Source organism: Nonomuraea sp. NPDC049141 (assembly GCF_040648415.1).
Taxonomy (GTDB): domain Bacteria; phylum Actinomycetota; class Actinomycetes; order Streptosporangiales; family Streptosporangiaceae; genus Nonomuraea.
On the sequence record NZ_JBEZDR010000003.1, the window covers coordinates 184307 to 207988 of the forward strand.

Here is a 23682-nt window from a genome sequence, read left to right on the forward strand (position 1 = left end):
GAGGAGGATGGACAATCGCAGCGAGATCCGTGAGTTCCTGACCTCTCGCCGGGCCAAGATCAGCCCGCATCAGGCCGGGCTACCCTCCTACGGAACCCGCCGGGTCCCCGGCCTGCGCCGCACCGAGGTCGCCCAGCTGGCCGGAGTGAGCGTGGAGTACTACTCCCGCCTGGAACGCGGCGACCTTTCCGGGGTCTCCGATCAGGTCCTGGACGCCCTGGCCCGCGCGCTGCGGCTGAACGACGCCGAACGCACCCACCTGGAGGACCTGGCCCGCGCCGCCGGCCCGCGCCGCCGACGCCGCCCCACCCCCAACCAGGTCCGGCCCTCGGTGCAGCGGCTGCTGGACTCCATGACCGGCGCACCGGCGTTCGTCATGAACGGCCGCGGCGACGTCCTGGCCGCCAACGCCCTCGGCCGCGCCCTGTACGCGCCCATGTTCGACGCCGCCCGAGGCGCCACTCCCAACCACGCTCGCTTCATCTTCCTCGACGCCCGGTCCCACCTGTTCTGGGGCGACTGGGAACGTGCCGCCGACGACACCGTCGCCCTCCTGCACGGCCAAGCAGGCCGTGACCCCTACGACAAAGACCTCACCGACCTGGTCGGCGAGCTGTCCACCCAGAGCGAGGACTTCCGTACCCGCTGGGCCCGTCACGACGTCCGCCAGCACCACCTCGGAGCCAAGCCCTTCCTCCACCCCGTCGTCGGCGACCTCCACCTCACCTACGAATCCATGGACCTGCCCGCCGACGGCCTCACCCTCGTGGCCTACGGGACCGAGCCCGCAAGCGACTCCGAAGACAAACTCCGGCTCCTGGCCAGCTGGGCCGCCACCCTCGACACGGCCGGCCCTCAACAGGAACAATCCCCGCCCACCCGGCGCGGCTGACACACCAGCTCGTACGTACCGGCTCGATCAGACTGACGGCTCGTTCGAGGAAGGATGTGCGAGCCGGACGCCCCAGACTCAAGACCTCACGCTCGCCCCGCGCGTTTCGGTCGAACGCGAGCTGGACGCACCGGGGCGTCAGGGGCGCAGGGGACGTGACGAGCGGTGGGCCGTACCGGTTCCATAGGGGCACCGGGCGTGTCTGGGGGCATTAACGTGACACGCCCATCGGCCCCGCAGGGCGCGATGGGCGGTTGAAGGGTGACCGCCTTGGGGCGGTCACCTTCGGGTCAGCTGCTTACCGCGACCGGTTCGGCGTCGGTGCTGGCCGCCTGTGGCTTGACGGCGCTGCGCAGCGGGACCTGGCGGATGAACAGCGCGACCACGATGCCGACGGCGGCCACGACCGCGCCCCAGGTGAACAGGGCGGTGACGCCGTTGGTGACGGCCTGCTCGAACAGCTTCTGGACCGATTCGGGGAGGCTGCGGAGCAACTGCGGGGTCATCCTGGTGGCGGAGGCCGCGACGGCGGGGGTTCCGGTGAGGGTGTCGGCCAGGTGGCTGGTGTAGACGGCGCCGAGGAGCGAGACGCCGAGCGAGCTGCCCATGTTGCGGAGGAAGGTCGACACGCCGGTGCCCGCGCCCATGTCGCGCAGATCGAGGCTGTTCTGCGCGATGAGGGTGCTGGTCTGCATCATCGCGCCCATGCCGGCGCCGAGGAGCACCATGTAGATGCCGGACACGAAGGTGGAGGTGTCGACGTCCATGGTGGCGAAGAGCGCCAGGCCGACGGTGACCAGGATGGAGCCGATGACCGGCAGCGACTTGTAGTGCCCGGTCTTGCTGATCAGCTGACCGGCGCTCAGGCTGACGACCATCGCGGCGATCATCATCGGCATCAGCAGCAGGCCGCTGTTGGTGGCGGAGGAGCCCTGGACGAACTGCTGGAACTGCGGCAGGAAGCCCATGGCGCCGAACATCGCGAACCCCGAGATGAAGGAGACCCCGCCGGACAGCGAGAAGTTGGCGCTCTTGAAGACCCGCAGCGGCATGATCGGCTCGGCCACGCGCCGCTCGACCATGATGAAGGCGACGAACCCGACCACCGCCACCGCTATCAGCCCGAGGATCTGCGCCGAACCCCACTCGTACTGGGTGCCGCCCCAGCTGGTGACGAGCACCAGCGCGGTGATCCAGATCGTCAGCAGCCCGGTGCCCCACCAGTCGATCACGGCCTTGCCGGTGCCCTTGGGCAGCTTGGCCAGGGTGATCCAGCACAGGATCAGGGTGACCGCGCCGAGCGGCAGGTTGACGTAGAAGGCCCAGCGCCAGCTGAGGTTGTCGGTGATGAAACCGCCGATGAGCGGGCCGCCGATCATGGCGACCGGCATGACGGCCATCATCACGCCCTGGTACTTGCTGCGGTCGCGCGGCGGGATCATCTCACCGATGATCGACAGCACGCCGACCATCAGCCCGCCCGCGCCCAGGCCCTGGATGGCGCGGAAGGCGACCAGTTGCGCCATGTCCTGGGACACCCCGCACAGCGCGGAGCCGATCAGGAAGATGGCCACGGCGGCGGTGAAGATGATGCGGCGGCCGTACAGGTCGCCGAGCTTGCCCCAGATCGGCGTGGCCACGGTGGAGGCCAGGACATAGCCGGTGGTCACCCAGGCCAGGTGATTGAGGCCGCCCAGCTCGCCTACGATCGTGGGCAGGGCCGGGGCGACGATCATGTTGTCCAGCATCGCCAGCAGCATGGCGACGACCAGCCCGCTCATCGTCACCAGGATCTGGCGGTGGCTGAACCCCAGTCCGACCTGCTCCTCCGCCCTTGGTGGGTTATCTGCGCTGTCCTTGGCCATCACGGGCGCTCCTGCCGATCCATAGAACTTACCTGTCGGTCGGCAAGCGTACTTGCTAGCCGACCGGTAAGCAACTGGTATAGACTCTGAAGAGCTTGAGCAGAGGAAACGCGATGACGAAGACCGATCAGGTGCCAGGCACGCGGCGTAAGGGCAGCCAGACGCGGGCCGACATCCAGGAGGCCGCGCTGTCCTTGTTCACCGAGCGCGGCTATGACGCCACCTCGATGCGCGAAATCGCCGAACAGCTGGGGATCACCAAGGCCGCGCTCTACTACCACTTCGACAGCAAAGAGGCCGTCATCCGCAGCCTCTTCACCGACCACCTGCGCGCGCTCGAAGACCTTCTCGACTGGGCCGCCGCACAGCCGCGCTCCCCGCAACTCGCCTCCGAACTCCTGGGCCGGTGGCTCACCCTGAGCGGGCAGCGGGGGTTGAAGACGATGCGGTTCGCCGCCGCCAACCACACCGCGCTGAAGGCGGTCGTACCGCCGGGCCAGGGCAGCGCGATGGAGCGTATCGACCAGGCCACCCGGATCATCCTGGGCCCCGACGCTCCGCTGCAGGATCAGCTGCGCGTCCGGATGGCCCTGCTCAGCGTGCACAGCACCGTACTGGCCGCCCAGGGCACCAGGGCCGAGAACGCCGACATCCTCACCGCCTCGATACGAGCGGCGACGCTCCTGGTCAGTGACCTGTTCCCGGCTCCGGAGATCCCCATCATCGAGTGAGGCGAGGTCGGGGGAGTGGACGGCCCGTCGGGTGGGCGGGCATGAGGTCAGGGGGCCGCGACCGCTCGTAGGGTGGCCGGGCCGAGGAGTGGGTTCAGTTCGTCCGCCTGGGACTGGCCGGGCGGGGTGATCACGTCCATGGCCTTGGGGACGGCGCCCGGGTCGAAGGAGCACAGGGCATTGGTCCCGCCGGGGGCGCACACGCCGAACTGGTACGGCTGGGGAGTGGCGGCGAAGCCCCTGGCCTGGTCGGAGCTGAATCCGTCCTGACCGGTGAGCACCACCGCGAAGCGCCAGCCGGGCCCCGGCGTGCCGAAGACCGCCTTGGGCACGGCGATCGTGATCGTCCGTGTGGTGCCGGAGCCGCGGACGGCGGCGCCGGTCAGGGCGGTGCCGGCGGCCGTCACCCAGACCGGGGCGCCGAAGCCCTGCGCCTCGATCCGCTGCGACCACGCGTCCTGCTCGGCGATGCGGTAGTTGCGCTGCGGGAACGCCGGATCGGTCGAGCGCGTGGCCACGGCGGGGTCCTGTACGTACACGTCGAGGAGCTGGGCGCCGATCTGGTTGCCGAAGGTGGGGGTGAGGTCGCGGATCTCGGCCCGCAGGTAGACGGTGCTCGCGTCCATGATCACCTGGAACCTGCGCAGGTCGAAGGCGCCCGCGTGGAAGTCGGCGGCCGTCGGATAGGCGTAGGTCCCCGGCCCGTTGTCGTCGCCGTCGGGATCGGTGACGTCGAGCACGGTCGCGGCACCGGTGATGTCGCCGACGACCGAGCGCCGGGCGTACCCGGTGCGGCCGTCGGAGGTGGTGGCGGTCACGGTGAGCACGACCTCGCCGAACGAGACCGGTGCCCGCGCGGTGAAGCCGCCGTCGGCCCCGGCCCGTACCGAGACGACCTCGGTGGCGGTGCCGATGTCGATGGGCGTGGCCGCGACGTCGACACGCGCGCCGGGCGCGGTCGTCCCCTCGACCGTGACCGACGTCCCGGCGACCGTGCTGCCCTCTGCGGGGGCGGTGACCGTGAGTGGCGCTGTGGCGGGCATCCCGTGGGCGGCGTAGCGGCGGCGTACCAGCTCGGGCTGTTCGGCCGGGCGGCCGGTGGCGAGGGAGAGGATCAGCCGGACCTCCTGGGCCTGTGCCCAGGTCAGCGGGGAGGCCGAGCCGGCGGGCTCGCCGTCGCGGAAGCCGATCGAGGCGGTGGCCGGGTCGGTGCCGTACGGCGCGGCGGCCAGGTCCGGGTTCTCCCACGCCTGTTCGGGGACCAGGCCGGTGCCCGAGGACATGGCCCGCATCGCCGCCAGCAGGGCGGCCGCCGTACGGGTGTCGCCGGTCTGCAACGCCTGCTCGGCGCGTTCGCCGGACAGGACCGGCCAGAGGTGGCCCGAGCCGGTGTTCGCGGTGGGCCAGGGGCGGCCCGACGGTGCGCAGGAGGTGGGGTCGGGTTCGTGGCAGTCGCCGTAGCCGTCCTCGGTGCCCTCGGTGTCGGAGCCGTAGCGGTACCAGCCCTGGCCGTTCGGGGTCGTACGCCCGATCACCCGGTCCACCACGGGCAGGCTGGCCAGGACGTCGGGGTCGGTGGCGGGCAGGATGCCCAGCCGGGTCAGCTCCAGGAATCCCGCGTCCACCACCCGGCGCTGGTCCTCCGTCGGGCCGCCGTTGCCGAGGTTGTACGGGGACGCGGCGTCCGGGTCGCCGGTGCGCGACAGGCGCAGGAAGTAGCGGGGGGCGTACGGGCCGGTGGTGGTGACCGTCCAGCTCTTGACCGAGCGGGCGAAGTGGTCGGCGGTGGCGCGGTAGAGGCGGGCCCGGCCCTGGTCGTCCTGCCCGGCGGCGATCTCCCCGGCCGCGACCAGGCCGGCGATCTCGGCCGCGATCGTGGACGGCGAGTAACCCTGCTGCTCTTCCCAGCGTTCGACGCCGAACGCGGGCCCGTGCGCCACGAGGAAGTCCGCGGCCTCGCGCACGTGTTCCCACAGCTCCGCGCCGACTCCGGACTGGTGGGCCATGAGGATCGGGTAGGCGGTCTCGTCGAGCTGGTCGCCGCCCGAGTCGGGGGCGAGCCGGCCGTTCAGCAGGGAGTTACGCGGCAGGCGGCCGTCGGGCAGTTGCTGGCGTTGCAGCAGGAAGCGGGCCGTGGCGCGGGCGGTCGCCAGGTCGCCGTCGGTGAGGAACCCGGTGAACGCCTCGTACAGGTCGCGGGCGAACACCTCGCGGTAGGACCCGAAGTAGACCGCCTTGCCGCCGACCTTCTCGCCAGCGCCGACCGCCTGGCCCCACGGGCTGGCGAGCGACGCGACGACGGCTCCGGGGAAGGTCTTGTCCTCGCTTGCCTTCAGTACGTTGGCCGAGAGCCGGTAGGCGTCGGCCAGCGCGGCGGGCGGCTTGCGCAGCCCGGCGTCGTAGGCGGCCCAGCCCGTCTCGTACCGGGTCCGGGTGGTCTCGAACGGCCGGGCGGCGGCCTCGCCCGCGGTCCGCAACGCGGCGCCCGCCGTACGGCCGAAGCCGAGCGCGAAGGTCACCTCGCCCGAGCCGTCGAGGGGCAGCCGGGCGGTGGCCACCACGTTGCCGTCGGGGGCGGTCGTGCTGGGGGTCAGTGTGTGGTCGGCGTCCAGTTGCGCGGCGCCGTCGCTCGGCGTGCCCGCGTAGCCGACAGTGGCCTGCGGCAGCCGCCGCTCCGCCCGCAGCGCCAGGTGGGTGGGCACGGCGTAGTCGCGGGCGGGGGCGGAGGTCTCGGTGTTGGCGTCGGAGATGACCGGGGCGCCGGTCGGCCCGTCCACCACGCCGCTGTCGGCACCGCCGTTCGGTGCGCCGCCGCCTCCGTTGCCGTTGACGCTCGCGTCCAGCCGTACGTACAGCCGCAGTCCGGGCGGCTGGAGCCGGGTCCTGACCACCACGGCGTCGCTGCCCGGATCGGTGAGGTAGGTCGTGGTCAGGCGGTAGCGGCCGTTCTTGCTGGAGGAGGTGATCGTGCAGGTCATGCCGGAGCGGTCGGTGGTCACCTTGTAGGTGGTGTCCCGGGACTGCAGCTCGGTGAACGTCCTGCCGTCGGTGACGGCGAACTGCATCGTCTCGACGTTGGTGTTGTCGATGGTCGGCTCATAGACGTCGGACAGGACGCCGCCCGCGACCGTGTACCAGACCTTGGACGCCCGGCCCGCCGCCGTCCCCACGCAGTCCTTGCGCGCGAGCCCGAAGTGAGAGGGCGCGCCGGGGGCGGGCACCCTGGCCTGCGCGGGCAGGGCGGGCAGCCCGGCCAGCGCAGCGGAGACGGCCAGAGTGAGCGCGAACCATCGAACCGTGGCCATGCCGTGCCCCCTCGGGTCCGCCCTTTTCCTCGCAGAGTTGCAGAGAAGACCAGGCCCGGTTGGCTGTCAACCCCGACCCGCGGTGAGGCGGCGAAGGACATACTCGATCGGGCCGTAACGGTGACGGCGGAGCCACCACCAGCTCAGCCCGAGCAGGACCGCGTAGATCACCGCGGCCACGCCCATCACGGCGAGAGGCGACAGCCTGCCCGCCAGGGCCAGCCCGTAGCCGGTGAAGACCAGGCAGCAGAGCGCCGACTGCCCGAGGTAGTTGGACGCCGCCACCCGCCCGGCCGGTGCCAGCGCGCGGCCGGCCGCGGGGAAGCGCTTGATGACCTGGAGCAGGGTGACCACGTAGGCGGCGGTCAGCAGCACCGAGGTCACGTTGTTCAGGGCCAGCGCGGCCAGCTCCAACGCGCCTTCCCCGGAGGCGGACGCCCAGGTGAAGACCGCCGCGGCGGGCAGGCCGACGCCGAAGCCCACCCACTGCACGCGCGGCACGTAGCGGGCCCAGCGCTCCGGCTCCTCGAACAGCCGTGATCTGCCCGCCGCCAGCCCGAACAGGAACAGCGCCAGCGCCATCGGCCCCTGCCCGATCCACACCATCGCGGCCACCGCCGGGTACGTCTGCGCCTGGAAGGTCAGGAAGCCCAGCGGCCCTTCGGTGACCAGCGCCTGCGCCTGTGCCGCCGCGGCCGGATCCGCCGCCGCCGCGCCGCCCGCCGGGTCGAGCAGGGTCAGCCCGGCCAGCAGCAGCCAGATCACCGACATGACGCCGATGACGGCGCAGCCGGTGATCACCGCCTTCCTGGGCGAGATGTTGCGCATGGCCAGCAGGATCAGCCCGAGCGTGGCGTACAGCGTGAGGATGTCGCCGATCCACAGCAGGAACCCGTGCAGGACCCCGATCACGAAGAGACCGAGACAGCGCCGCAGCATCCTGGCCTTGACGTTCACCCCGTCGCGCGTCTGGAGCGTGAAGGAGTAGCCGAACAGGAAAGAGAAGAGAATGTAGAACTTCGTCAGCACCAGCGTGCTGACGAGGTACGCGACCGGCCCCTCCGGGATGGGCATCGTGCCGGTCCCGACCGCGTAGCCGGGGTCGGCGAAGAACCCGATGTTCGCCACCAGGATGCCCGCCAGCGCGAACCCCCGCATGGCGTCGATCTCGTGCACGCGCCGTGAGCTCGGCGCCTCAGCCAGTGTCATGATCCTGACGCTAAGGACGCCGAGCTCTCCGGCACATCGATCCTTGGCAGCCCTCGGGCCGACCAAAGTCGCTAGTTCACGGTCACGGTGTGCAGCAGGCTGTTGAGGCCGGTGGCGGCCTCCCAGACGTTCTCGTTGGCCAGCCGGATCGAGTACTCGGGCCGGGAGGACAGCTGCGGGTCGGGCAGGTCGAGCAGCAGCGCGTAGGTGCCGGTCGGCAGGCTCGACGGCAGCGTCACGCTCTGGTCGATCGTCGCCGTGGCGCCGGCGAGCCAGAGGCGGGGGTATCCAACTGTTCCTCTCTAACAGCGATTGTGCAGGCGTCAGTGCGATTGAGTGAGTCCCATGGTCATGGGGTGAAGGCCCCGGATGCCGACGGTGGTGACGTGCATGGGTCATGAGCGCCCCGTGGTGTCCAGGTGTCGCTCATACGTTCTACCCGACACAGTCAACTGATGGTATTCTTGCGGTCACTTTCTGTGACGGTGGGGGGTTTGGGTCATGCGGACGTACCGGTTGGCTTCCCCGGTGGATGCGGTGACGTCGTGGTGCGCCCACCGGTACGGTCGCCGTTCGCCGGGCGGATGTGCCCGCCCGGCGTTGGAGGCCGCCGCACATGGCTGACTCGCATGGCTGAGTCGCTGCGGCCGATAGCTGCGCCGTTCGTCGCCCTGGGGCCGTCCGGGGTGGCAATCCAAGATCGGCTAAAAGGTTTGACGGCGCGGGATGAGCGGGTGCTGCGGTTGGTGGGTGCGCATCTCGGTGTTCTGGCTTCGCGGGATCTGGCGGTGCGTTGTCGTGCTGGGCTGGAGCATTCCAGCCAGGCGTGGGCGGCGCGTAAACGGGAGTTGACGCCGGAGTCGTCGTCGCGGTGGGCGGGGGCGATCACGAAGGCGTCGCATGATCAGTGGGCGCTGGCCCGCCGTGGCCAGTGGGCACACATCCAGTCGCTTGAGGCCGGTATCGCTGCGATCGTGCATCGGCTGGCTCAGCCGATCGGCGCGAAGGGCTCGAAGAAGACGCCGGGCGGCTACCGCAGCCGGCAGGAGTGGCATGCCAAGAAGCGCCGCCTGTCCATGCTGAGCGGCAGGCTGGAGCGGAAGCGCGCCGACTGGGAGGCTGGGCGGGTGCGGGTGGTGCGGGGCGGCAAGCGGCTCGCGCGCACCCGGCATCATCTGGCCGCGGCAAATCTCACCGAGGCGGGGTGGCGAGATCGGTGGGAGGCTGAGCGGTGGTTTCTGCAGGCCGATGGCGAGTCGGGCAAGCGGTTTGGCAATGAGACGATCCGCGTCACCCCCGACGGCGAAGTCAGCATCAAGCTGCCAGCCCCGCTCGCCGCCTACGCCAACGCCGAGCACGGCCGGTACGTGCTCGCAGCCAAGGTGCGCTTCGCGCACCGCGGGCAGCAGTGGGCCGACCGGATAGAAGCCCACCAGGCCGTCGCCTACCGCATCCACCTGGACGCGGCACGTGGCCGCTGGTATCTGACCGCCTCCTGGCAGCATCAGCCGACCGTGACGATGCCGCTGGAGGCGGCGCTGGCCGACGGTGTGATCGGGGTGGACACCAATGCCGATCATCTGGCCGCTTGGCGGCTGGACGTGCACGGCAACCCGATCGGCGACCCGCGCCGCTTCGTCTACGACCTGTCCGGCACCGCCGGGCACCGCGACGCGCAGGTCCGGCATGCCCTGACCCGCTTGCTGCACTGGGCCCGTTCCTGCCAGGTGACGGCGATCGCCGTCGAAGACCTCGACTTCGCCGCTGAGAAGACCCGCGAGAAACACGGCCGCAACAAGCGGTTCCGGCAGCTCATCTCCGGCATGCCCACCCGCCGCCTCCGCGCCCGCCTGTCCAGCATGGCCCAGGCGACCGGTATCGCGATCATCGCCGTGGACCCGGCCTACACCTCCAAATGGGGGGCACAGCACTGGAAACAGCCCCTCACCTGCAACAACCGCAAGACCAGCCGGCACGATGCCGCGAGTATCGCGATCGGCAGGCGCGCTCAAGGGCACCCGATCCGGCGACGGACGACACCGCCCCACGACGACCAGAGCGATCGTCGCGGGCATCGGAGCGTCCAGGCCGGGCCGGAGGTTCTTGGGCGTGAGGGACCCCGCCTCCGCGTACCCGGACCACGGACACGATCCGCGCTGCCCGGACGCGGCCAGAACGCGGGCAACCAGCACGCCCACCACCGTTCGGGGCGCGCGGCCGAGCATGAGCCCTGGCAACAGGACCCACTCCCGCTCAGTCTTTAGGAACGGTATTCGACGGCGGTGTTCGCCGTAGTCGTCGGGGCTGGCAGTCGTTGTGGTGGCCGACCCTGGCCTGGGCCGAGCCGTTGTACGCCTGGGCGGGCGTCAGCGCGGTGGTGCCGTACATGGTGCGCTTGATCTTGGGCGTGCGGACCTGGATCATCCGCGACGACGGCAGGACGCTGAGGATCTTGTCCGTCACCGCCTTGCGGTTGGCCCAGTCGGCGGTGCTGACCGTTCCCGCGTTCCCGAAGTTCTGGGTGTAGTACCACTCGCCCCAGGCGCCGATGAATCCGGCCTGGACGACCTCGATCACGTCGCTGTTGGTGCTGAGATAGGGCGCCAGCTGGTCGAGGTGGGTCGGCATCCGGGCCTTGGTGGTGTCGTCGCCGGTGGTGGACACGGTGTAGGCGAACCGGATGATGGCTTTGAGCCCAGCGGCCCGCACGGTGGCGAGCTGGTTCTGGAAGCGGGTGAGCGCCGCCTGCCGCGAGGAGGGCGCAGAGCCTGCGTAATCTTTGAACATAGGGCGGCTCCTCAGCCCTTGATGCCGGTGTGGGCGATGCCCTGGATGAACTGGCGTTGCAGGAAGACGAAGACGGCGATGACCGGCAGGGAGGCGAGCAGCGAACCCGCCATGAGCACCGGATAGTTGGTCTGGAACTGCCCCTGCAGCGCGGTCAGTCCGGCCGACAGCGTCATCTGCTCGGGATCGGTGTTGACCACCAGCGGCCAGAACAGGTCGTTCCACGACCACAGCAACACCAGGACACCCAGGGCGACCAGCCCCGGCCTGGCCAGCGGCAGCATGATCGACCAGTAGATCCGCAGCGGCCCCGCGCCGTCCAGCCGGGCCGCCTCCTCCAGCTCGCGGGGCAGGCCGAGGAAGAACTGGCGCAGCAGGAAGACCCCGAACGCGCTGAACAGGCCGGGGACGATGAGCGCCTGCAGGCTGTTCAGCCAGCCCAGCGACGACATGATCTGGTACTGCGGGATGATGAACAGCTGCGGCGGCACCATCAGCACCGACAGGAAGACCCCGAACAGCAGCCTCTTGCCGGGGAAGCGGAGCCGGGCGAAGGCGTAGGCGGCCATGGAGCACAGCAGCACCTGGCCCACGGTCCGCCCGGCGGCCATCAGCACCGTGTTGAGGAACTGGTGGCCGAAGGGCAGCAGCCCGAACACCTGGCCGTAGTTCTCCCAGTGGCCGCCGGGCAGCACCGACGGGGGGACCTTGGTGGCCTCGCTGAGCGTCTTGAGCGAGGTGATGATCTGCCAGGCGAACGGCGCCACCATCGCCAGTGACGCGGCGACCAGCACCGCGTGCAGCCCGAGACGGCGCCCGCCGGTCGTGGGGGCCTCAGCCATAGTGCACCCACCTTCGCTGGAGCCTGAACTGGAACGCGGTCAAAGCGATGATCAGCATGAGCAGCGCCATCACGATCGCCGCCGCGTAGCCGCGGTCGTTGGTGACGAAGGCCCGCTCGTAGAAGAGCTGGACCACCGTCTCCAGACGCGGGAAGGCCGGATTGGACCGGGCCGACGACCCCGAGCCGCTCATCACGTACACCAGGTCGAACAGCTGCAGCGAGCCGATCACCGAGACCACCGACACGAAGAACGCCGTCGGCGACAGCAGCGGCAGCGTGACCTTGAAGAACTGCCGGACCGGGCCCGCGCCGTCGATCGCCGCCGCCTCGTAGTACTCCTTGGGGATCGCCTGCATGCCGGCCAGGAAGATGATCAGGTTGTAGCCGACGCTGCTCCAGATCCCGACCACGACCAGGGCGGGAAGGGCGGTGGCCGGGTCGGCGATCCAGTTGGGGCCGTCGATGCCGACCAGCGACAGCACCTGGTTGATCAGGCCGTAGTCGCCGTTGTAGAGCCACCGCCACACCATGGCGATGGCGACCGGCATGGTGACGACCGGCAGGAAGAACATCGTGCGGTAGACGCCCACCCCGCGCAGCCCCTTGGTGTTGAGCAGCGCGGCGAAGACGATGGCCAGCGGGATCGCCAGCAGCCCGAGCACGGTGTAGGTCAGCGTGTTGACCAGCGCCTGGCCCATCTCGGGGTCCACGGCCAGGCGCAGGTAGTTCTCCAGTCCGGTCCAGGTGTGGCCGCCGAAGGCGCCCCACTCGGTGAAGGAGAAGTAGGCGGTCTGCAGGACCGGCCAGAGGTAGAAGACGGCCAGGCCCAGCCCGACCGGGGCGATGAACGCGTACCCCCACAAGGCCTCGACCGCGTGGTCCTTGCGGCGCGGGCGGTGCCGGGCCGGCGCCGCCTTCGTCGCGCTTCGGCGGGTGGTGAGCGTCATGTCATTCCTTGGCGAGCAGGGCGTTCATCGCCGTCGCCAGCTCGGCGGCCGCCTTCTCGACCGGCTCCTCGCCGGTCCAGGCCTTGGTGAGGTACGTCAGCTCCGCCTCGTTCCAGGCGGCGGTGTTCTTGGAGACCGGGAACGGCGCCGCGTAGGCCACCGCGTCGAGGAAGGTCTGCAGCTTGAACTCGGGATGGGCGGCCACCCACGCGCTCTGGGTGCCGTTGTACGCCGGGATCGGCCCCTTCTTGCCGAGGAGGTCGGCGGCCTGCTTGGAGCCGAGGAACTTGACGAACTCCCAGGCCTGCGCCGGGTGCTCGGTCTTGGCCGACACGACGTTGGCCACCCCGTGGATGATCGTGGCCTGCTTTTCACCCTTGGGCAGCGGCGCCACGTCCACCTTGTCCTTGGTGTAGTCGTTGGCGGCGAACTCCGAGACGTTCCACGAACCGCCCCAGTACATGGCGATCTTGCCGGCCTCGAACAGTTGCAGCGGGAACGTGTCGGTCATGGTCTTCAGGTCGGGGGACTGCTTGTTCTTGATCAGGTCGGTCCAGAAGCGCAGGCCCTCGATCGTCTGCGGGTTGTCGTAGCCGGACTTCCTGCCGTCCGGGGAGATCACGAACCCGCCCGCCTGATCGATGGTGTTGTACTGGTATTCCTGGAAACTCGTCAGCTGGGCGGCGGTGCCGTAGACACCCTTGGCCGGGTCGCTCAGCTTGGCCGCCGCCTGCTTGAAGTCGCTCCACGTCCAGCCGTCGGCCGGGTAGGGCATCTTCTTGGCGTCGAAGAGCGTCTTGTTGTACCAGACGCCGATCGTGTCCATGTCCTTCGGCAGCCCGAAGTGCTTGCCGTCGAAGGTGTACAGGTCGACCAGCGGCTTGGGATAGACCGACAGGTCCACCTTGTCCTTGGTGATCTCCTCCTCCAGCGGGCGGATCACGCCGTTGGAGGCGTAGAGCTGGAAGTTGGGGCCGTTCATCCAGAAGACGTCGGGCGCCGCGCCGCCCGTGGCCGCCGCCTTGAGCTTGGTCCAGTAGCCCTCCCAGGGGGTGAGCTGGACGTTCACGGTGATGTTCGGGTGGGTGGCGGTGAACGCCTTGCCCAGCTCCTCCATCACCGGTTTCTGGTTGTTGTCCCACATCGCGTACGACAACGTGACCTTCTCCTGGCCGGCCGGGGCAGCCGGTTCATCACCGCCCGCCGAGCAGGCGGAGACGGCGAGCACCACCCCGAACACAGCCGCGCCGAGCCGCGCCGACTTCCGCATCCTGGACCTCCCTGACGAGCGAGGCGCATCCGGCGCCACGGTCTCGAACTTGTGGATAATCATGGAGCCCATGGAAATTAAGTCAAGCATCGATTCGATTACGGCACGCTCAGCCCCGGGAGAAGCGGTCCGGTGAGGCGAGCTGGCCACCGCCCCTGAGCGCCTGCTCGACGTGGTCGAGCGCCAGCCGGACGGCGCCGAGCGCCACCCCCTCGTCGGCGAAGGCGGACACCCTGACCTCGGGAGTGCGGATGCACCAGCGGTCCAGCTCGCGGCGGAGCGGCTCCACGATCAGGTCGGCCGACCTGGAGAAACCGCCGCCGACCACGACCAGTTCGGGGTCGAGGGTGAGCACCAGGGCCGAGGCGCCGACCGCCAGGTCCTTGACGTAGCGGCGGACGGCCGAGGCGGCCCGGCGGTCGCCGTTCCTGGCGGCGGAGAACAGGTCGGCGGCGATCGAGTCGGGATCCCCGGCCACCTCGGACGGCTGGCCCGGCCACGACTTGAGCTGGTCCTGCGCGCGGATCCAGCCAGCGACCGGCAGCGCGCCGATCTCCCCGGCGGCGTTCCCGAACCCCCGGTGCAGCTTGCCGTCGATGATCAGCCCGGTGCCGGTACGGAGCCCGGCCAGCAGGAACACCACGTCCTTGGCGTACCGCGCCACCCCACGCCAGGACTCCGCGAGCGCGGCCAGCTTGCAGTCGTTCTCGACCAGGATCGGCCCGGCCACGATCCGCCCCAGGTGGGCGGCCAGGTCGACGCCGGTCCACTCGGGCAGCGCGTTCGAGAGCATGACCCGCCCGGTCCCGTCGACCAGTCCGGTGGTGGCCACCCCGGTCGCCCACATATCGGACGCGGCCACACCCGCCCCGGCCAGGCAGCCGTTGACGGCCTGGTCCACCGCGGCCAGCCGCTCCCGGCGCCCCATCTCCGGGGTGACCGCGACTCTGCTGCTGTATTGCGGCTCGCCGTCCAAATCGGCCACCACCGCCAGGATCTTGTGGCCGCCGATGTCGACGCCGAGGACGTGGCCCGCGTCCGCGCGGAAGCGATAACGCCTGGCCGGACGGCCGACCGTGCCGGTGGTCGGCTCCGTCTCCGCCACCCAGCCGCGCTCCAGCAGCTCGCGCACCACGTCCTCGGTGGAGGCGCGGGACAGCCCGGTGCGCCGGGAGAGCTCGGTCACGGTGAGCGCCGGCTCGCCGCGCAGCGTCCGGATCGCGGCCAGCGCGTTGAGCTGGCGGAGCCGGGAGAGATCCCCTCCGCCCAGATCTTCGGCCACCACACCCCCTTGAGGTCTGCCTCCTCACCACTAATAATGAGGGGCTCCATGTTAATTTCGGGAAAGGATCCCATGTCTGGGGTGACTCTAGCCCTCGTGGGCGCCGGGCTGCGCGGGCAGTCGTACGCGCGCCACGCGACGGTGGCCGGCCTGGGGCGCGTGACTGCGGTGGCCGAGCCGGACCCGTACCGGCGCGAATCGGCCGCGGCGGAATTCGGGGTCGCGCCGGACATGGTCTACTCCGACTGGACGCAGCTCGCGGCGGCCGGCCGGGTCGCCGACGCGGCGATCATCGCCACCCAGGACCACCTGCACATGAGCCCGGCCGTACGGATGGCCGACCTGGGTTACCACATCCTCCTGGAGAAGCCGATGGCGCCCAGCGAGCAGGAGGCCACCGCCATCGCCGACGCGGCGAAACGCAACAAGATCATGCTGGCCGTGTGCCACGTGCTGCGCTACACCCCGTACACCAGGACGCTGAAGCGACTGCTCGACGGCGGCCGCATCGGCCGGCTCGTCAGCGTCCAGCATCTCGAACCGGTGGGCTGGTGGCACCACGCGCATTCGTTCGTCCGCGGCCACTGGCGCCGTGAGGACACCTCGGCCCCGATGCTGCTGACCAAGTCGTGCCACGACATCGACTGGCTGATCCACCTGTTCGGCCGGATCCCGGCCAAGGTCAGCTCGTTCGGCAACCTGACCCACTTCCGCGCCTCCGAACGCCCGGAGGGCGCGGCGGACCGCTGCACCGACTGCCCGCTGGAGCCGAGCTGCCCCTACTCGGCCAAACGGCTGTATCTCGGCTGCCTCGGCGACCCGGACAGCGAGTTCTGGCCGCTGTCGGCGGTCACGCAGGCCCGCACCGAGGAAGGCGTGCTCCAGGCGCTGCGCACCGGGCCCTATGGTCGTTGCGTGTACGCGTGCGACAACGACGTGGTCGATCACCAGGTGGTCAACATGGAGTTCCCCGACGGGGCGACGTGCTCGTTCACGATGAGCGCGTTCACGCCGATGGGGCACCGGCGTACCCGGCTGCTGGGCACGCACGGCTACATCGACGGCGACGGCCGTACGCTGCGCCTGACCGACTTCCGTACCGGCCGCGAAGAGGTCGTCGACACCCACGAGGGCGCGGGGCCGTCGGCGGGGGACGGGCACGCGGGCGGGGACGAGGCGCTCACGGACGCCTTCCTCGCCGCGGTCGCCACGGGCGACCCGGCGCTGCTCTACTCCGACGCCGCCGAGAGCCTCGCGACCCACCGCGTCGTGTGGGCCGCGGAACGCGCCAGAGCCACGGACGCGGTCGTTCACCTGGGGTAGCGATTGTCCAAGTGATAACTGTCACTGATCGGCCGAGCAGCAAGTCAGCCGCCCGAAATCCAGACGTGTGGCGACATCGAATAGGAGGTGACCTTTCTGGGGAGGAAATGATGCGCGCTGTAGAACCCCTGCGTTCGGGTGACCCACGCCGGCTCGGCGTCTATCAGGTGATCGGCCGGATCGGCAGGGGCGGGCAGGGGGAGGTGTACCTGGCCGAAGGGCCGGCCGGGGAACGCGTCGCGGCCAAACTGCTGAACGCCGGCTCGTGGGACGACGAGCGCGCGCAGCGCATGTTCATGCGCGAGGTGGCGCTGGCCAAACAGGTGGCCCGATTCTGTACGGCCCAGGTGGTGGACGCCGGAATGCTGGGCGGCCAGCCGTACCTGATCAGCGAGTTCATCGACGGCCCCTCCTTGGCCGAAAGGGTGGCGAAGGACGGACCCGTCAGCGGGAGCACGCTGGAACGCCTCGCGATCGGGATGGCCACCGCCCTGACCGCCATTCATCAGGCCGGCATCGTGCACCGCGACCTCAAGCCGGGCAACGTGCTGATCGGCCCCGACGGGCCGCGCGTCATCGACTTCGGCATCGCCCGTGAGGCGGACACCACGGCCACGGCGACCAGCCAGATCATGGGCACCCCTGCGTACATCTCGCCGGAGCAGCTCGCGGGCTCGCCCGCGGGCGCCCCGTCGGACGTCTTCGCGTGGGGGGTGACGATCGCGTTCGCGGCCCTGGGCAAGGCGCCGTTCGGGCAGGACTCGATCCCCGCGGTGATCAACCGCGTGCTGAACGAGACCCCCGACCTGTCCCCGATCCAGTCGCCGCTGCGCGATCTGGTGGACAGATGCCTGGCCAAGGACCCGGCGTCGCGGCCCACGGCACAGGAACTCCTGCTGACACTGCTCGGCGGCCGGTCGGTCGATCTCCAGGCCGCCGCCCAGCTCGACCCGCCCACCGAGCCGTCCGGCGGTGCCCGGCCGAGGCGCCGCGTGGCGCTCACCGTGGCGGCGGCCCTGCTGGTCGGCGCCGGCGCGGGCGCGGCGGCCGTCCGGCCGTGGGCCCCGAAGACGGTGAGCGCGGACACCCGTACCAGCACGGTCGTCTCCACCCGCCCCTCGGCGAGCGCATCCCCGACCACGGCCGGAACGACGGCGACCCGCCCTACCGCGAGCGGCCCGACTACGAGCAGCCCGGCCGTCACCAGCACGGCGGCGACCAACCTGACGGCGACCAGCCCGACCGCCGGTCCGGCCGCTGGTCCGACGGTGCCGGTCGTGACTGGGCTGCGTGAGAAGGACGCGACGGCCAAGCTCCAGCAGGCCGGGCTGACGATCGGAAAACTCACCCCGGACTGCTCCACGAGCGGCACCCCCGGCCGCGTCCTGCGCACAGCCGTCCGGCCCGGCACGAGCACGGTCGACCTGGTGATGAGCGCGGCCCGCGCCCGCGTGCCCGACGCCCGCGGCTGGCCGCTCGACCAGGGCAAGGCGGCCGTGGAGAAGGCGGGCTTCACGGTGAAGGTCGGCTACCGGAAGGGCCGCGACTGGATCGGCAAGGTGGCGGCCCTCAGCCCGCCCGCCGGAGCGTCCGCGTGCACCGGCACAGAGGTGGAGATGGCGATCGGCGTCAAATGACCGGCTCCGCGGGGTTTGCGGCAGAATTCACCGCATGCGCGTCGAGGAGCTGTCCACGGCCGAACGCCGGGTGTGGGACGCGTTCCCCCAGGGCGAGCTGGTCGACTTCCGTACCGGTAAACCGGACGAGGACTCCCCAAGCGCGAGCTGGGGCCCGGAACGGACGATCCGCGCGAAGGTGATCGCCGAGCTGCTGCTGCGGGACGAACCACGGCAGTCGCAAGCCCTGCGCGTCAAAGGCGCGCGCATCACCGGACGCCTGGACCTGGCCCACTCCACCATCGCCCACCCGGCCCGGTTCCTGTCCTGCGACTTCGAGCAGGTGCCGCGCCTGTACTGGGCGCGCTGCCAACAATTGAGCTTCACCGGGTCCCGGCTGCCGGGACTGTCGGCCTCGAACGCCCAGATCGGCGGCCATCTGCGGCTGGAGGGCTGCCTGTTCACCGGGCTGGTGGACCTGCGCGGCGCACAGATCGCGGGCAGCCTGACGCTCGACCGCGCCCACGCGCGCACGCCGGGGTTGGCGATCGACTGCGACCGGCTCCAGGCCGATCGCGGGATCGCCGCCATTGAGCTGCGGTCCGAGGGCCACGTCCGGCTCTCCAACGTCAAGGTCAGCGGTACGTTGATCATGGACGACGCCCGGCTGACCGCCTCTGACGGGCACGCCCTGACGCTGGACGGGCTCGTCGCCGACGGCAACGTGTTCTGCCGGTGCATGACGGTCACCGGAATGATCAGCCTCCGCAACGCCCGCGTGAGCGGGCCCCTCGCCCTGACCGGCACCACCATCGACCACCCCGGCGGGATGGCCTTACGCGGCTCGCGGATCACCGCCGAAGGCGGCCTCTACCTGGGCGGGACCTTCGCCGCGACCGGCACGGTACGCCTGGCCGACTCGCGCGTCGACCGCGAGCTCAACCTGAACGGCGCCCATCTGGACAACCCAGGCGGCGTCGCGCTCCAGGCGGAGGAGATCCAGGTCGAAGGCACGATCGAGGCACGCGGGCTCACCGCGCGCGGCCGGGTCTGCCTGTCCCAGGCCCGCGTCACCGGATCCCTGCGCCTGGCCGGCGCCGACCTCTCCGCCCCTGGCGAGGTGGCGCTGGACGCCGACGGCGTGTCCATCGGCGGCGGGCTGGCCTGCGTGGACGGGTTCCGCGCCGAAGGCGAGGTACGGCTGGCCGACGCCACCATCGGCACGTTCGCCGACTTCGACGGCGCCCGCCTGAGCAACCCCGGCGGCAGGACGCTGGACGCGGCCGCGGCGACCATCGGCAGCGGGCTGTCCTGCGGGCACGGCTTCACCTCGGAAGGCGAGGTCGCGCTGATCGGGACCCGGGTCCGCCGGCTCGTGACCCTCAACGGTGCCACGCTGTCCAATCCCGGCGGCCGGGCGCTGGCGGCCTGGCAACTGGAGGCCAGTGAGCTGTACCTGCGCCCGAAGGAGGTGCCCGAGGGCATCGTCGACCTGCGACACGCCCGCATCGGGGTGCTGCGTGACGACGCGGCCACCTGGTCACCGGGCCGGCAGGACGGCCTGACGTACGAGGTGCTGGATCCCACGCTGCCCGCCGCCCGGCGCCTGGCCTGGCTGGAAGACGGCGCGGACGAGTACGTGCCGCAGCCGTACGAGCAGCTGGCCGGCATCTACCGGCGGCTCGGGCACGATGAGGAGGCTCGCACGGTCCTGCTGGCCAAGCAGCGGCGGCGGCGCGCCACGCTGGGCGGGCCCGCCCGCGCGTGGGGCGCGCTGCAGGACATCACAGTCGGATACGGCTACCGGCCGATGCGCGCCGCCGCCTGGTTCGTCGCCCTGCTCGTCCTGGGGGCGGCGGTGTTCGCGCTCGACCCCCCGCCGCCCGCCGAGGCAGGCAAGGGGCCCGCGTTCAACGCCGTGGTGTACGCCCTGGACCTGCTGTTCCCGTTGATCGACTTCGGTCAGGAGAAGGCGTTCCAGCCGGTCGGCGGCGGTCAGTGGGTCGCCTACGGCCTGGTGCTGGCGGGCTGGATCCTGGTCACCACCATCGTCACCGGCATCACCCGGGCCCTGTCCCGCCAGTGACCGGTCAGGGGACGATGAGCGCCTGCCAGGACGGCGGCATGTTGCGGGCCACCTCGATCCCCGAGAACACCGACGGCTCCTGCGGACCGTGCTTCTTCGCCCAGGCGGCCATCTGCGCCAGCCCGTCGGCCAGCGACACCTCGCCGGTACCGACGCCGAGCAGCTCGCGGGCCTTGTCATGGGAGGAGTAGGCGTGCACCACCTCGTGGCGCGCGGGCAGATGCCGGACGCGGAGCGGCGCGTCCATGGCCGCCGCCACCGCGCCGGCCAGTTCGTTGACCGTGTACGGCCGGTCGCCGCCGATGTTGAACGTCTCCCCGTAGGCCCGCGGGTTGCCGATGGACCGGGCGATCGGGAGCGCGACGTCGTCGATGTGGCTGAAGGCCCGGGTCTGCTCGCCGTCCCCGAAGATCGTGCACTCCTCGCCGCGCAGGATCTGGTTCATGAAGATGCCGATGACGTTGCGGTAGCGGTCGCCGATGTTCTGCCGCTCGCCGTACACATTGTGCGGGCGGAAGATGATGTACGGCAGGCCGAACATCTCGTGCGTGACCTTCAACTCCTGCTCGACCGCGTACTTGGCGATGCCGTACGGGTCCACCGGCGCGGGCACCAGGTCTTCGGTCATCGGCGGCTCGGCGTGGCCGTACACGGCGATGGAGGAGGTGAAGACGAAACACCGGACGGTCCCGGTGTTGACCGCCGCGTTGATGAGGTTGACGCTGCCGATCACGTTGTTGGTGTAGTTGTAACGCTTGATGAAATGGCTCAGTCCCTCGGCGGCGTACGCGGCCAGGTGGAAGACGTAGTCGAACTTCCACTCCGCGAACAACGCGTCCACTACCTCGGGGTCGCAGACGCTGCCGTGGTGGAAGAGGGCGCCGTCCGGCACGTTGGCCGGGTCGCCGCCGGACAGGTCGTCGAGCACCACCACGCGATGGCCGGCCCGGAGCAGGTCGGCCGCCACATGCGAGCCGATGAAGCCCGCGCCGCCGGTGACCAGCGAGGTATGGGTCATGACAGAGACTCCTTCGCTACAGGGTGAGGGGAGAGCGTGCGCCGCGGCCGGAGCCAGCGCAGGAGGACCGCCGCGTGGACGAGCGCGCCGGCGGCCAGCACGCCCACCGCGCCGAGCGCCCCGGCCCAGGGCACGACGACGGCGGCCAGCGCCACCACCGCCAGCAGCGACACCACCGCACCCACCGCGGTGGCGCGCAGCGCCAGGGGAGTGGCGTTCTCCATCACGTAGCTGGCGCTGCCCACCGCGAAGATGACCGGCACGCAGGCCACGTACAGGATGACGACGCCCAGACCGCCGAGCGGGCGCAGCAGGAGCGGCGCCACGCAGGAGACGGCCGCCACATAAGGGGTTCCGGCCAGCAGCAGCAGGCGCAGCCAGCGGGACAGCCGGTCGAAGGCCGCGGTCAGGTCACGCTGGTTCAGCGCCTGGGAGACGCCGGGCTGCAGGACGCGCAGCAGGTAGCCGAACGCGTTGAGCAGTGTTCCCGAGGCGATGGAGGCCATGTAGAGCCCGGTGCTCTCCGCCTGCGCGCCGGTCACCGAGAGCGTCACGAACAGCAGGCTCATCGACACCCCCGCGACCACGTCGGGGATCGCCATCAGCAGGGACGTCCCCACCGCGACGCGTACCAGGACCCGGCGCCGCAGCCCGGCGAAGCTCGGCCGCAGCCCGGCCAGCAGCGCCACGTTGAGCACGGTCACGGTCGTCAGCCACAGGGCCAGGAACGCCACGGGCGAGGCGTGTCCCGTCGCCGCCGCGCCCGTCGAGCAGGCCAGTCCCGTGGCCAGGATGAGATGGTTGGCCACGTCGCGGCCCGGCTTGCCGATGGCCCGGCTCAGGCCGACCAGCACCTGGTTGGCGCCGACGCTGATCGCGTACAGGCCGGCCAGCCCGGCCAGCACCCACGGGCCGTTGTGCCCGAGGAGCAGCACGCCCCCCAGGACCGCGACCGCGACCGCCAGCAGCAGCCCGGCCAGCGCCACGAAGACGCCGACCAGCAGGCCGACGGTGTGCCGCGCCCGCGGGATCAGCTTCAGCGCGCACTTCTCGATCCCGATCGAGGCCAGAGGCGTGAGGAACGCGGCGCCGCCCATCGCCTGGGCGTAGCCGGCGTAGTCCCCGGAGCTCCAGAACGCCAGCAGTACGACGTTGGCCAGCAGCAGCGTCCCCCGGAAGGCGGCCCGCCCGCCGAGCAGCACCATGAGCTGTCTCGGTGCCGCGAGTCTCATGCGGGCGGCGTGCCGTAGTCGGAGGTGACGAATCTCCCCTTGCCGCCGGGGGTGATCTGGACGGACTCGGCGGGCACCACCTCCAGGGGGAACTCGCCGCCGGCCAGGCCGAAGAGCTTGTCCCGCACGGTCGCCAGCACCTCGCCCGCCGTGCCGGCGCTGGGCACGACGTGCACCCGCACCAGGCCCGCCGTGTCCTGGTGCACGAAGCACTCGCTGATGCCCGGATGGGTGGCGGCCAGGTGGAGGAAGGCGTCGGGGTAGAGCCGCTCGCCCGACGGGAGCGTGACGTAGTCGTTGCTGCGCCCCGTGGTGAGCCGCAGGGTGCGGAAGCGGCGGCCGCAACGGCAGCGGCCGGGCTCGATGAGGCCGATGTCGCCCAGGCTGTAGCGCAGCAGCGGCATGGCCCGTTCCATGAACGCGGTGACGACCACCTGCCCGGCCTCGCCGTCCGGGACCGGGTCGCCCGCAGCGTCGACGATCTCGCAGTAGACGCGGTCCTCGCCCAGGTGCGCGCGGCCGTACCGGCAGTCGTAGGAGACGTTGAGCACCTCGAAGGCCGAGTACTCGTCGAAGACCGGAGCGCCGAACCGCTCGGCGAACATCGCCCGGTGCTCGGGCAGCAGCAGCTCCGACTCGGTCAGCACGATGCGCAGCGTCCGCCGCAGCCGGGCGAGCTCGTCCGGGGTGAGCTCGCGCAGCAGGGCCCGCAGGTGAACGGGGTAGCCGATCAGCACCTTGGGCCGGTTGGCCAGCAGGTCCGCCTTGATCTCGCGCATCGGCCGGTGGGAGAGGATCACGTGCCGCCGGAACAGCCCGAACCGCTCGAACGCCCTGGCCGGCGGCGCGAACGGCCGGATGTGGCTGAGCCGGTCGGTCGGCAGGTAACGGCCCGTCGCCAGGAACCGGCGCACGCACGCGGCCATGTGGTAGTCGTGGCTGTCGCGGTCGTGCAGGATCCGGACCCGGCGGCCGGTGCTGCCGCTCGTCTGGAAGGAATGGCACCGCTCCTGGTCGACGCCGTCGGCGAGCAGCCGCTCCAACGGCTGCTCACGCAGCACCTGCTTGTCCAGCACCGGCAGCTCGGCCAGCTCGGCGAGGTCACGGAGGGGGCCGCGGGCGTAGCGCGGGTCATCGCGGTAGTACGGCACCCGCGTACGGGCCAGCTCCAGCATCTGGTTGACCCCGCGAAGCTGGCGACGGCGCAGCCCCGCGGCGCTGCCGTACTGCCGCGCGATGCTGAGCGGGACGTAGCCCGCCTCGCGGATGATCATC

Annotated in this window: 17 protein-coding genes and 1 pseudogene; 6 read left to right on the forward strand and 12 right to left on the reverse strand. The window is 70.8% G+C overall.

What is annotated here, in order from left to right:
* Positions 1-7 precede the first annotated feature (7 nt).
* Positions 8-892 (forward strand): helix-turn-helix transcriptional regulator, encoded by an 885-nt coding sequence (locus AB0B91_RS09500; protein ID WP_358317821.1) that lies wholly within the window; start codon positions 8-10, stop codon positions 890-892.
* A gap of 290 nt (positions 893-1182) precedes the next feature.
* On the opposite strand, the gene AB0B91_RS09505 is transcribed toward AB0B91_RS09500, so the two are convergent.
* On the reverse strand, positions 1183-2757 hold the full coding sequence (locus tag AB0B91_RS09505) for an MDR family MFS transporter (protein ID WP_358317822.1): 1575 nt from the start codon (positions 2755-2757) through the stop codon (positions 1183-1185).
* Between the two features lie 113 nt (positions 2758-2870).
* Here AB0B91_RS09505 and AB0B91_RS09510 point away from each other — a divergent pair, with 113 nt between their 5' ends.
* Positions 2871-3488, forward strand: a complete 618-nt coding sequence (locus tag AB0B91_RS09510) for a helix-turn-helix domain-containing protein (RefSeq protein WP_358317823.1) — start codon at positions 2871-2873, stop codon at positions 3486-3488.
* Positions 3489-3535: 47 nt separating this feature from the next.
* Here AB0B91_RS09510 and AB0B91_RS09515 read toward each other — a convergent pair whose 3' ends face one another.
* The 3 genes and pseudogenes from AB0B91_RS09515 to AB0B91_RS09525 all read right to left on the reverse strand — a co-directional run.
* Complete coding sequence (locus AB0B91_RS09515; RefSeq protein WP_358317824.1) at positions 3536-6793, reverse strand: glucodextranase DOMON-like domain-containing protein; 3258 nt, start codon at positions 6791-6793, stop codon at positions 3536-3538.
* Positions 6794-6859: 66 nt separating this feature from the next.
* Positions 6860-8002 carry a DUF418 domain-containing protein gene (locus AB0B91_RS09520; RefSeq protein ID WP_358317825.1) on the reverse strand — a complete coding sequence of 381 codons (1143 nt, stop codon included), beginning with the start codon at positions 8000-8002 and terminating at the stop codon, positions 6860-6862.
* Positions 8003-8073: 71 nt separating this feature from the next.
* Positions 8074-8274 (reverse strand): annotated as a pseudogene (locus AB0B91_RS09525) (DUF4832 domain-containing protein); the annotation flags it as partial.
* A gap of 441 nt (positions 8275-8715) precedes the next feature.
* Between AB0B91_RS09525 and AB0B91_RS09530 the strand changes: the two are divergent.
* Complete coding sequence (locus AB0B91_RS09530) at positions 8716-10266, forward strand: IS200/IS605 family accessory protein TnpB-related protein (RefSeq protein ID WP_358317826.1); 1551 nt, start codon at positions 8716-8718, stop codon at positions 10264-10266.
* Here the strand turns inward: AB0B91_RS09530 and AB0B91_RS09535 are convergent.
* From AB0B91_RS09535 to AB0B91_RS09555, 5 genes are all read right to left on the reverse strand, one after another.
* Positions 10256-10789 (reverse strand): DUF4874 domain-containing protein, encoded by a 534-nt coding sequence (locus AB0B91_RS09535; RefSeq protein ID WP_358317827.1) that lies wholly within the window; start codon positions 10787-10789, stop codon positions 10256-10258. The two genes, AB0B91_RS09530 and AB0B91_RS09535, sit on opposite strands and share 11 nt — an antisense overlap.
* An 11-nt stretch (positions 10790-10800) precedes the next feature.
* Positions 10801-11631 (reverse strand): carbohydrate ABC transporter permease, encoded by an 831-nt coding sequence (locus AB0B91_RS09540; protein WP_358317828.1) that lies wholly within the window; start codon positions 11629-11631, stop codon positions 10801-10803.
* On the reverse strand, positions 11624-12580 hold the full coding sequence (locus AB0B91_RS09545; protein WP_358317829.1) for a sugar ABC transporter permease: 957 nt from the start codon (positions 12578-12580) through the stop codon (positions 11624-11626). The genes AB0B91_RS09540 and AB0B91_RS09545 overlap by 8 nt, the downstream gene beginning before the upstream one ends.
* 1 nt (position 12581) lies before the next feature.
* Positions 12582-13850, reverse strand: coding sequence for a sugar ABC transporter substrate-binding protein (locus AB0B91_RS09550; RefSeq protein WP_358317830.1), 1269 nt, complete (start codon positions 13848-13850; stop codon positions 12582-12584).
* 109 nt (positions 13851-13959) lie between these two features.
* Positions 13960-15132 carry an ROK family transcriptional regulator gene (locus tag AB0B91_RS09555; protein ID WP_358317831.1) on the reverse strand — a complete coding sequence of 391 codons (1173 nt, stop codon included), beginning with the start codon at positions 15130-15132 and terminating at the stop codon, positions 13960-13962.
* Positions 15133-15204: 72 nt separating this feature from the next.
* Between AB0B91_RS09555 and AB0B91_RS09560 the strand changes: the two genes are divergently transcribed.
* The 3 genes from AB0B91_RS09560 to AB0B91_RS09570 all read left to right on the forward strand — a co-directional run bounded on the left by AB0B91_RS09560 (position 15205) and on the right by AB0B91_RS09570 (position 20157).
* Positions 15205-16455 (forward strand): Gfo/Idh/MocA family oxidoreductase, encoded by a 1251-nt coding sequence (locus AB0B91_RS09560; RefSeq protein ID WP_358317832.1) that lies wholly within the window; start codon positions 15205-15207, stop codon positions 16453-16455.
* A 110-nt stretch (positions 16456-16565) separates the two neighbouring features.
* Entirely contained in the window at positions 16566-18092 is a 1527-nt protein-coding gene (locus AB0B91_RS09565; protein ID WP_358317833.1) for a protein kinase, read from the forward strand.
* Positions 18093-18126: 34 nt separating this feature from the next.
* A complete protein-coding gene (locus AB0B91_RS09570; RefSeq protein ID WP_358317834.1) occupies positions 18127-20157 on the forward strand; it encodes a hypothetical protein in 2031 nt (676 codons plus the stop codon).
* A 4-nt stretch (positions 20158-20161) separates the two neighbouring features.
* On the opposite strand, the gene AB0B91_RS09575 is transcribed toward AB0B91_RS09570, so the two are convergent.
* The 3 genes from AB0B91_RS09575 to AB0B91_RS09585 are packed head-to-tail and all read right to left on the reverse strand — an operon-like array spanning position 20162 to position 23681.
* Positions 20162-21175 carry an NAD-dependent epimerase/dehydratase family protein gene (locus AB0B91_RS09575; protein ID WP_358317835.1) on the reverse strand — a complete coding sequence of 338 codons (1014 nt, stop codon included), beginning with the start codon at positions 21173-21175 and terminating at the stop codon, positions 20162-20164.
* Positions 21172-22407 carry a hypothetical protein gene (locus AB0B91_RS09580; protein WP_358317836.1) on the reverse strand — a complete coding sequence of 412 codons (1236 nt, stop codon included), beginning with the start codon at positions 22405-22407 and terminating at the stop codon, positions 21172-21174. Before AB0B91_RS09580 ends, AB0B91_RS09575 begins: the two co-directional genes overlap by 4 nt.
* A complete protein-coding gene (locus AB0B91_RS09585; RefSeq protein ID WP_358317837.1) occupies positions 22404-23681 on the reverse strand; it encodes a hypothetical protein in 1278 nt (425 codons plus the stop codon). Before AB0B91_RS09585 ends, AB0B91_RS09580 begins: the two co-directional genes overlap by 4 nt.
* Between the last annotated feature and the right edge of the window lies 1 nt (position 23682).

Excerpts from the sequence above, each read along its gene's own strand:
- AB0B91_RS09560 (WP_358317832.1), top strand. The coding sequence starts at position 15,205 with ATGTCTGGGGTGACTCTAGCCCTCGTGGGCGCCGGGCTGCGCGGGCAG.
- AB0B91_RS09565 (WP_358317833.1), top strand. The coding sequence starts at position 16,566 with ATGCGCGCTGTAGAACCCCTGCGTTCGGGTGACCCACGCCGGCTCGGC.
- AB0B91_RS09545 (WP_358317829.1), bottom strand. The coding sequence starts at position 12,580 with ATGACGCTCACCACCCGCCGAAGCGCGACGAAGGCGGCGCCGGCCCGG.
- AB0B91_RS09540 (WP_358317828.1), bottom strand. The coding sequence starts at position 11,631 with ATGGCTGAGGCCCCCACGACCGGCGGGCGCCGTCTCGGGCTGCACGCG.
- AB0B91_RS09510 (WP_358317823.1), top strand. The coding sequence starts at position 2,871 with ATGACGAAGACCGATCAGGTGCCAGGCACGCGGCGTAAGGGCAGCCAG.
- AB0B91_RS09585 (WP_358317837.1), bottom strand. The coding sequence starts at position 23,681 with ATGATCATCCGCGAGGCGGGCTACGTCCCGCTCAGCATCGCGCGGCAG.
- AB0B91_RS09550 (WP_358317830.1), bottom strand. The coding sequence starts at position 13,850 with ATGCGGAAGTCGGCGCGGCTCGGCGCGGCTGTGTTCGGGGTGGTGCTC.
- AB0B91_RS09520 (WP_358317825.1), bottom strand. The coding sequence starts at position 8,002 with ATGACACTGGCTGAGGCGCCGAGCTCACGGCGCGTGCACGAGATCGAC.
- AB0B91_RS09515 (WP_358317824.1), bottom strand. The coding sequence starts at position 6,793 with ATGGCCACGGTTCGATGGTTCGCGCTCACTCTGGCCGTCTCCGCTGCG.
- AB0B91_RS09535 (WP_358317827.1), bottom strand. The coding sequence starts at position 10,789 with ATGTTCAAAGATTACGCAGGCTCTGCGCCCTCCTCGCGGCAGGCGGCG.
- AB0B91_RS09580 (WP_358317836.1), bottom strand. The coding sequence starts at position 22,407 with ATGAGACTCGCGGCACCGAGACAGCTCATGGTGCTGCTCGGCGGGCGG.
- AB0B91_RS09500 (WP_358317821.1), top strand. The coding sequence starts at position 8 with ATGGACAATCGCAGCGAGATCCGTGAGTTCCTGACCTCTCGCCGGGCC.
- AB0B91_RS09505 (WP_358317822.1), bottom strand. The coding sequence starts at position 2,757 with ATGGCCAAGGACAGCGCAGATAACCCACCAAGGGCGGAGGAGCAGGTC.
- AB0B91_RS09570 (WP_358317834.1), top strand. The coding sequence starts at position 18,127 with ATGCGCGTCGAGGAGCTGTCCACGGCCGAACGCCGGGTGTGGGACGCG.
- AB0B91_RS09575 (WP_358317835.1), bottom strand. The coding sequence starts at position 21,175 with ATGACCCATACCTCGCTGGTCACCGGCGGCGCGGGCTTCATCGGCTCG.